This is a genomic window from Bacillus sp. AM 13(2015), from assembly GCF_001518755.1.
GTDB lineage: Bacteria > Bacillota > Bacilli > Bacillales > Bacillaceae > Bacillus > Bacillus safensis.
This window is the reverse complement of record NZ_LKCP01000026.1, coordinates 20,727-27,382: the sequence shown is the minus strand read 5'-3', so window position 1 is coordinate 27,382 and position 6,656 is coordinate 20,727. Positions and strand designations below refer to the sequence as shown.

Here is a 6,656-nt window from a genome sequence, read left to right as displayed (position 1 = left end):
CTCAGTTTTCGTGATCGTTCGTTCAATTTCTGGAAAAGAATCGATAASATTAATACACGCTGAAGTTCCTTTTCCACTTGAACCCGAGATGAGGAAATCACGGCGATTCCAATTGATGTACGCTGCCATGTATCCTGGTAATCCATTTCAGCAATGGTTACATTGAATTTATGACGCGTTCTTGTCAATATACGCTGAAGAACCGCACGTTTTTCCTTCAGTGAGGATGCATCATAGATCATGCACTCACATTCGGTATAACCGATCATTTTCTTTCGATTTCTTGCATAACGAATGATTCCATAACATCACCTTCACGGATATCATTGTATTTCTTAATGGTAATACCACATTCATAGCCTTGTGAAACTTCTTTCACATCATCTTTAAATCGTTTTAATACGTCAACTTCGCCTTCGAAAATAACGACGCCGTCACGGATTAAGCGGATTCCGCTATCTCTTGTAATCGTTCCTTCAGTCACATAGCCGCCAGCAATTGTACCGATTTTAGATACTTTAAACGTTTGACGAACTTCAACTTGACCGATGACTTTTTCTTCATATTCAGGGTCAAGCATCCCTTTCATCGCAGCTTCAATTTCATCGATGACTTTATAGATAATGCGGTGCAAGCGGATATCTACGTTTTCTGTTTCAGCTGTGCTCTTCGCATTTCCATCAGGGCGTACGTTAAAGCCGATTACGATGGCATTAGAAGCACTTGCTAAAATGATGTCTGATTCTGTAATCGCTCCAACACCCGTATGGATGATTTTCACTTTTACGCCTTCGACTTCAATTTTTTGTAGAGCTGCCGTTAATGCTTCAGCAGAGCCTTGTACGTCTGCTTTCACGATCAAGTTGATATCTTTTACGTCACCTTGTTTGATTTGCTCAAATAGGTCGTCTAGAGATAATTTTGCTTTGTCTGAACGCTGTTCGTCCAGCTGTTTAGAAGCACGCGCCTCACCAACTTGACGAGCTGTTTTTTCATCTTTGAATACGAGGAACTGATCCCCTGCATTCGGTACATCGTTTAAACCAGTGATTTCAACAGGTGTAGATGGTCCTGCTGTTTTCACGCGGCGGCCGATATCATTGACCATTGCACGTACACGGCCAAATGTATTTCCGACAACGATTGGGTCACCTACTTGAAGGGTACCTGTTTGAACAAGAAGGGTTGCAACAGAACCTCTTCCTTTATCAAGCTCAGCCTCGATAACAGTCCCTTTTGCCGCACGATTTGGGTTGGCTTTCAATTCTGCTACTTCGCTGACAAGAAGGATCATTTCGATCAATTCGTCAATGCCTTCACCTGTTTTTGCAGATAGTGGCACGAAGATCGTTTCCCCGCCCCAAGCTTCTGGTACAAGACCATGCTCAGTTAATTCCTGCATCACGCGGTCAGGGTTTGCTGTTGGTTTGTCAATTTTATTGACAGCGACAATGATTGGCACTTCTGCCGCTTTCGCATGGTTAATCGCTTCAATTGTCTGAGGCATAACACCATCATCTGCTGCAACAACCAGAATTGTCGTATCCGTTACTTCGGCACCACGTGCACGCATCGTTGTGAATGCTGCGTGTCCAGGTGTATCAAGGAACGTAATTTTTTTGCCATTTTCTTCGATTTGGTATGCACCGATATGCTGCGTGATTCCACCTGCTTCGCCTTCGACGACTTTTGTCTTACGAATGCTGTCAAGAAGAGTTGTTTTTCCGTGGTCAACGTGTCCCATGATCGTTACAACTGGAGGGCGTACTTGCATATCTTCTTCTTTATCTTCAACTTCATACTTTTCAAGTTCAGTTTCTTCTAAAATAATGACTTCCTCTACTGGAACACCATATTCAGAAGCGATTAATTCAACTGTATCTTTGTCAAGTTCTTGGTTGATCGTTGCCATGACACCAAGCATCATCAGCTTTTTGATGATTTCAGCTGTTTCTTTTCCAAGCTCATCAGCCAGCTGGCCGACGGTCATTGAATTTGTAAATTCAATTTTTTCAGGAAGCTCTTTTTTAGGCTTCACAGGTCTAGCTTGCTGATGCTGCGGTTTGTTATTTCCACCGCGTTTTATTTTTTGTTTTTGTTTTGGTTGTTGTTTTTTTTGTTTTTTATTAAATTGATTATTCTGCACGTCATTCTTCTTTCTATCATTGTTTTTGTTAGATGATTGTTTTTTTTGTTCTGCGGGTTTCTCGTTAGTTGTCTCTTTTGCTTTGGCTTTTTTATAGATAGCGTCTAGCTTTTTCACAGTGTCGTCTTCAAGCGTCGCCATGTGGTTGTTCACTTCCACGTTCATATCCTTAAGCGCTGCTATAATATCTTTACTTGAAACATCTATGGCTTTTGCGTATTCATATACTCTCACTTTAGCCATTCGTTCACCCCCAAATAAATTAATCGAGCAAGCTTATGAGCTTCTTAGCGAAGCCTTGGTCAGTGACAGCGACAACTACGCGAGCTTCTTTCCCAATAGAACGTCCGAGAACGGAACGGTCTTCAACTTTTCTAACCGGAACATTATAAAATTTGCATTTGTCAGATACCTTTTTTTCTGTGTTAGGTGAGGCATCTGCTGCAAGAAGAACCAGCTTAGCACGCGCATGTCTAATTTCTTTGATCACCAGATCTTCTCCTGACACGACTTTACGAGCTCGATTTGCTAGACCAAGCAAAGGATACCATTCAGATTCATTCATTAGGTTTTTTCACCTTTTCAGCTAGTTCTAGTAATTCTTCAAATATGTGTTCGTCAATCTGTGTCTGAAATTGCTGCTGTAAACTGCGTTTGTTCTTTGCCGCAAGAATGGTTTCTTTATCGAGAGAAAGGTAAGCTCCGCGTCCGTTCATTTTTCCGGTAGCGTCAACAGACACTTCTCCTTCTTTCGAACGAACAACACGGATCAGTTCTTTCTTTGGTTTCATTTCTCCCGTCACGACGCATTTTCTAAGCGGGATTTTTTTTCGGCTTTTCACCTTTTATATCACCTCTTATTCGTCAGATTCCTCAGCTACTGGTTCAGCCTCTAAGAAAAGAGATTCAGAGTCTTCAGTTCTTGGGAAAATACCGAGTTCCCTTGCATCTGTTTCGCTTTTAATGTCAATTTTCCAGCTGGTCAGCTTCGCTGCAAGACGAGCATTTTGACCTCTTTTACCAATCGCTAATGACAGCTGATAATCAGGGACAATGACTGTTGTCGCCTTGTCTTCTTCATTCACAATGACATCAAGTACTTTTGATGGACTCAGTGCATTGGCAACAAATTCAACCGGGTCATTAGACCAATGGACAATATCAATTTTTTCGCCTTTTAGCTCATTGACAATTGCTTGTACACGCTGACCTTTTGGTCCAACACAGGAGCCAACTGGATCAACATCAGGATCATCTGTACGAACAGATATTTTAGAACGGTCTCCAGCTTCTCTAGCAACCGATTTAAGCTCTACAGTACCATCATAAATTTCTGGTACTTCAATTTCAAATAAACGCTTTAAAAGACCTGGATGTGTTCTAGACACATAAATTTGTGGCCCTTTTGTTGTTTTTTCTACTTTTGTAATGAACACTTTAATGCGGTCATGAGGTTTGTATTCTTCATTTGGCATTTGTTCATTGACAGGAAGAAGGGCTTCGATTTTGCCAAGTGACACGTAAATGAATTTACTGTCAATTCGCTGAACGATTCCCGTCATAATGTCTTCCTCGCGGTCGATAAACTCAGTGTAGATCACACCACGCTCTGCTTCTCTCACTCGCTGCGTCACAACTTGTTTCGCTGTCTGAGCTGCAATGCGCCCGAAGTCTTTTGGTGTGACTTCAATCTCAACGACGTCACCCACCATGTAATTCGGGTTAATATTGGCTGCATCATCTACAGAGATTTCAAGGCGAGAATCATACACTTCATCTACAACATCTTTTCTTGCGAACACACGAATCGTTCCCGTTTCGCGGTTTAAATCAACACGAACATTTTGTGCTTGATTAAAATTACGCTTATATGCAGAAATGAGTGCAGCTTCTATCGCTTCAATTATAATTTCTTTACTAATACCCTTCTCTTTCTCAAGAACAGTCAGGGCATCTAACAACTCACTACTCATTTTTATGGTTCCCCCTTATATCAATGAAAAGGTTAATTGAACGAAACTGCTAATCTTGCGTTAGCTATTTTTTCGTATGGAATATTGATCTCTTTCTTTCTTGTCTTGATCTTCACTGTCACTGTTGCAATCTCACCATCAAAGCTTGTAAGCTCACCTTCAAATGCTTTTTCACCATCAATTGGTTCATATGTTTTCATGAAAACATTTTTTCCAAGTGCTTTTTCAAAATCAGCTTTTTTCTTTAATGGGCGCTCCGCTCCAGGAGAGGACACTTCAAGAAAGTAGTTTTGGCTAATCGGATCTGCCTCATCAAGCTTTTCGCTCAAGGCTTCGCTCACTTTGGCACACTCTTCGATATCGACACCTTTATCAGAGTCAATAAACACGCGAAGGAACCAGTTTTGACCCTCTTTGACAAATTCAACATCAACGAGTTCAAGCTGTAAGCCATCTAAAATTGGCTGCACCATTTCGCTTACGACATCCACTACTTTTTTGCTCATTCTCTTCCTCCTTGTGCTTTCGATAAACGCTCTTATCAATTATTCTGCATAAAAACCCTGCTTTATGTGAGCAGGGGGAGCAGAAAACGGATGAATAATGTCGAGACAAAAATTGCCTGTTCAATACAAAAGAGCGGGTTTCCCCACTCTTGTCTCGGTAATCGTTAGCATTTCCATAAAAACTATACCATATCCAATTTTTTTATGCAAATGAAGTTCCTCCTTATAATAGGTACTCGTTCATCAGTTACTACAGCATGTTCACTACGATTAATACCTCTCTCTTCCTTTATATATGAATGGAAACCACTCTGAACAGAACGGGCTGGTCATACTGCAGGTGTAAGCAATGAGCGAAGAACAGAGCTCCCTTTGAAAGAAAGTAACATCTACACTAAGTCATTTCTATTTCGAAAAAGCATTTTGTATGATACAGAATGGTTATTCATATAGAAGAAAAGAGTGTTGCAGTGAACGGATAACCTTCACACGAAAGAAAGAACCATGTTTATATGGCGTTATTTATCCAGACTGTTTAATAAGCCATGCATGTAAAAGTAAAGGCGCATTCTGTGCTGAACTGTTATATTCACCTGGAACCTGTCTTAACGTTTGTTGTAAATTTTCATTTCCTATTAACGATAAAAATTCCATACTAAATGGGCTAAATCCTCCAATTATAGAAGTACCAATCTTATACGTCATATCCTTTCTAGTTTTGGTCATATAGGTGAGTAACTGCTCGAACTCAGATAATGTCAATGAGGCGTGATATTGATCATATAAATACAGCTCTTCTTCTTTGTTCTGAACTGAACTCAATCCACTTTCTATACTATCTCGATTTAAATCAACTATATAAATAATCGATTCATTTGATAAATAAGGAAGTAACTGTTCTAATAATGCTAAAGGATCTTCAAATAGACCAAAACACAGATGTATCAAAATCACATCATAACTTTTCGCATGTGATGAAAAATTTTTGATATCCGTACAAATAAAATTAGCTTTTATATTTAATTTTTTTGCACAATGTATGGCTTCTTCAGATGAATCAATTCCAGTCAAATCAGCTAGAGGTAATTGCTTAGATACATACTCAAGCATCTGCCCTTGTCCACATCCTATATCTAAAATAGAAGCAGGTGTTTTTTTGAATATTAGTTGATAATAAGAAATGAAAGTTTCAGCTGATAGACATCGAGTAAATGGTGTTTCTCGATTATCATAATTTGAACTTATTTTTCTTTTTTCTGGATCCAAAAACCATGACTGAGCCAGAGCTCTTTTTTCTTTAAGCTCTTTCATCTTTTCTTGTATTATCACAGGGTTTACCACCTTTATTAAAGCCTCACCAATCAGTTTCAGATAATACGGGAGGTTTCGTTTTGAAGTTCTTTATTTTGCGAGGTTGAAAAAAATGAATGAACAGATTATGTGAAATATGAAATGCTATCGCTGCTAAAATACCGAATGTTAAGTATGAAATAACTGTGATTAATGTAAAAAGCGACATATAAGCAATAGACTTAACACCGCCTATTGGTATATGCAGCAAGATAAATCCTATTGAACTGATACAGAAAGATACCGCTGCAGATTCCACAAAATTTGTTAGTAATAATAACGGAAGAAAGAACCGCCAAATTAATTCTTCTGATAGAGCAGTTAATGGAAGAAAAAAGATTGAATCAACATTGACAACATATCTGCCTCTAAATGCAACAACTTTCTTTTTTAATTTCCATATAACTGACGGTAATAGGATACCTAATAAAAAGAAGAATAAAATACCATACACATTTTGTTTATGAGAAATTTCAGCTAAGAGCTCTTGAGAAAATGCTCCACAGCATATAGAAGCTCCAATAATCGTGAATCCATCATAGCTCCTCTGAGGAGTGATATATGTTATGAACTTTCGAACGGATATTGGTTTATCTCTTTTGATTTTGATAACCATTTTTGAGCTTAAGGGACCCAAAAAGTGAATGAGGATCCCTAAAGCTGCTACCATTGAAATCATCT

General features: G+C 39.0%; 6 protein-coding genes and 2 pseudogenes. All 8 read right to left on the bottom strand.

Annotation, left to right across the window (positions count from 1 at the left end; all coding sequences use genetic code 11):
* Nucleotides 1-269, bottom strand: a pseudogene (locus tag AOQ70_RS03135) (DUF503 domain-containing protein); the annotation flags it as partial.
* Nucleotides 266-2,389: pseudogene (gene infB / locus AOQ70_RS03130) on the bottom strand (translation initiation factor IF-2). The pseudogenes infB and AOQ70_RS03135, both read right to left, overlap by 4 nt.
* A gap of 19 nt (nt 2,390-2,408) precedes the next feature.
* Nucleotides 2,409-2,711 carry a YlxQ family RNA-binding protein gene (locus AOQ70_RS03125; protein WP_039178647.1) on the bottom strand — a complete coding sequence of 101 codons (303 nt, stop codon included), beginning with the start codon at nt 2,709-2,711 and terminating at the stop codon, nt 2,409-2,411.
* Entirely contained in the window at nt 2,704-2,988 is a 285-nt protein-coding gene (rnpM, locus tag AOQ70_RS03120; RefSeq protein WP_024424139.1) for an RNase P modulator RnpM, read from the bottom strand. Before rnpM ends, AOQ70_RS03125 begins: the two co-directional genes overlap by 8 nt.
* Before the next feature lie 15 nt (nt 2,989-3,003).
* Nucleotides 3,004-4,119: a transcription termination factor NusA gene (gene nusA / locus AOQ70_RS03115; RefSeq protein WP_024424140.1), complete on the bottom strand. Its 1,116-nt coding sequence runs from the start codon at nt 4,117-4,119 to the stop codon at nt 3,004-3,006.
* A gap of 32 nt (nt 4,120-4,151) precedes the next feature.
* Nucleotides 4,152-4,625 (bottom strand): ribosome maturation factor RimP, encoded by a 474-nt coding sequence (gene rimP / locus AOQ70_RS03110; protein WP_003211398.1) that lies wholly within the window; start codon nt 4,623-4,625, stop codon nt 4,152-4,154.
* 522 nt (nt 4,626-5,147) lie between these two features.
* Nucleotides 5,148-5,954 (bottom strand): class I SAM-dependent methyltransferase, encoded by an 807-nt coding sequence (locus tag AOQ70_RS03105; RefSeq protein ID WP_039178641.1) that lies wholly within the window; start codon nt 5,952-5,954, stop codon nt 5,148-5,150.
* Between the two features lie 25 nt (nt 5,955-5,979).
* Nucleotides 5,980-6,654: a CPBP family intramembrane glutamic endopeptidase gene (locus AOQ70_RS03100; protein WP_039178639.1), complete on the bottom strand. Its 675-nt coding sequence runs from the start codon at nt 6,652-6,654 to the stop codon at nt 5,980-5,982.
* Nucleotides 6,655-6,656: the final 2 nt, after the last annotated feature.

Excerpts from the sequence above, each read along its gene's own strand:
- nusA (WP_024424140.1), bottom strand. The coding sequence starts at position 4,119 with ATGAGTAGTGAGTTGTTAGATGCCCTGACTGTTCTTGAGAAAGAGAAG.
- AOQ70_RS03100 (WP_039178639.1), bottom strand. The coding sequence starts at position 6,654 with ATGATTTCAATGGTAGCAGCTTTAGGGATCCTCATTCACTTTTTGGGT.
- AOQ70_RS03125 (WP_039178647.1), bottom strand. The coding sequence starts at position 2,711 with ATGAATGAATCTGAATGGTATCCTTTGCTTGGTCTAGCAAATCGAGCT.
- rimP (WP_003211398.1), bottom strand. The coding sequence starts at position 4,625 with ATGAGCAAAAAAGTAGTGGATGTCGTAAGCGAAATGGTGCAGCCAATT.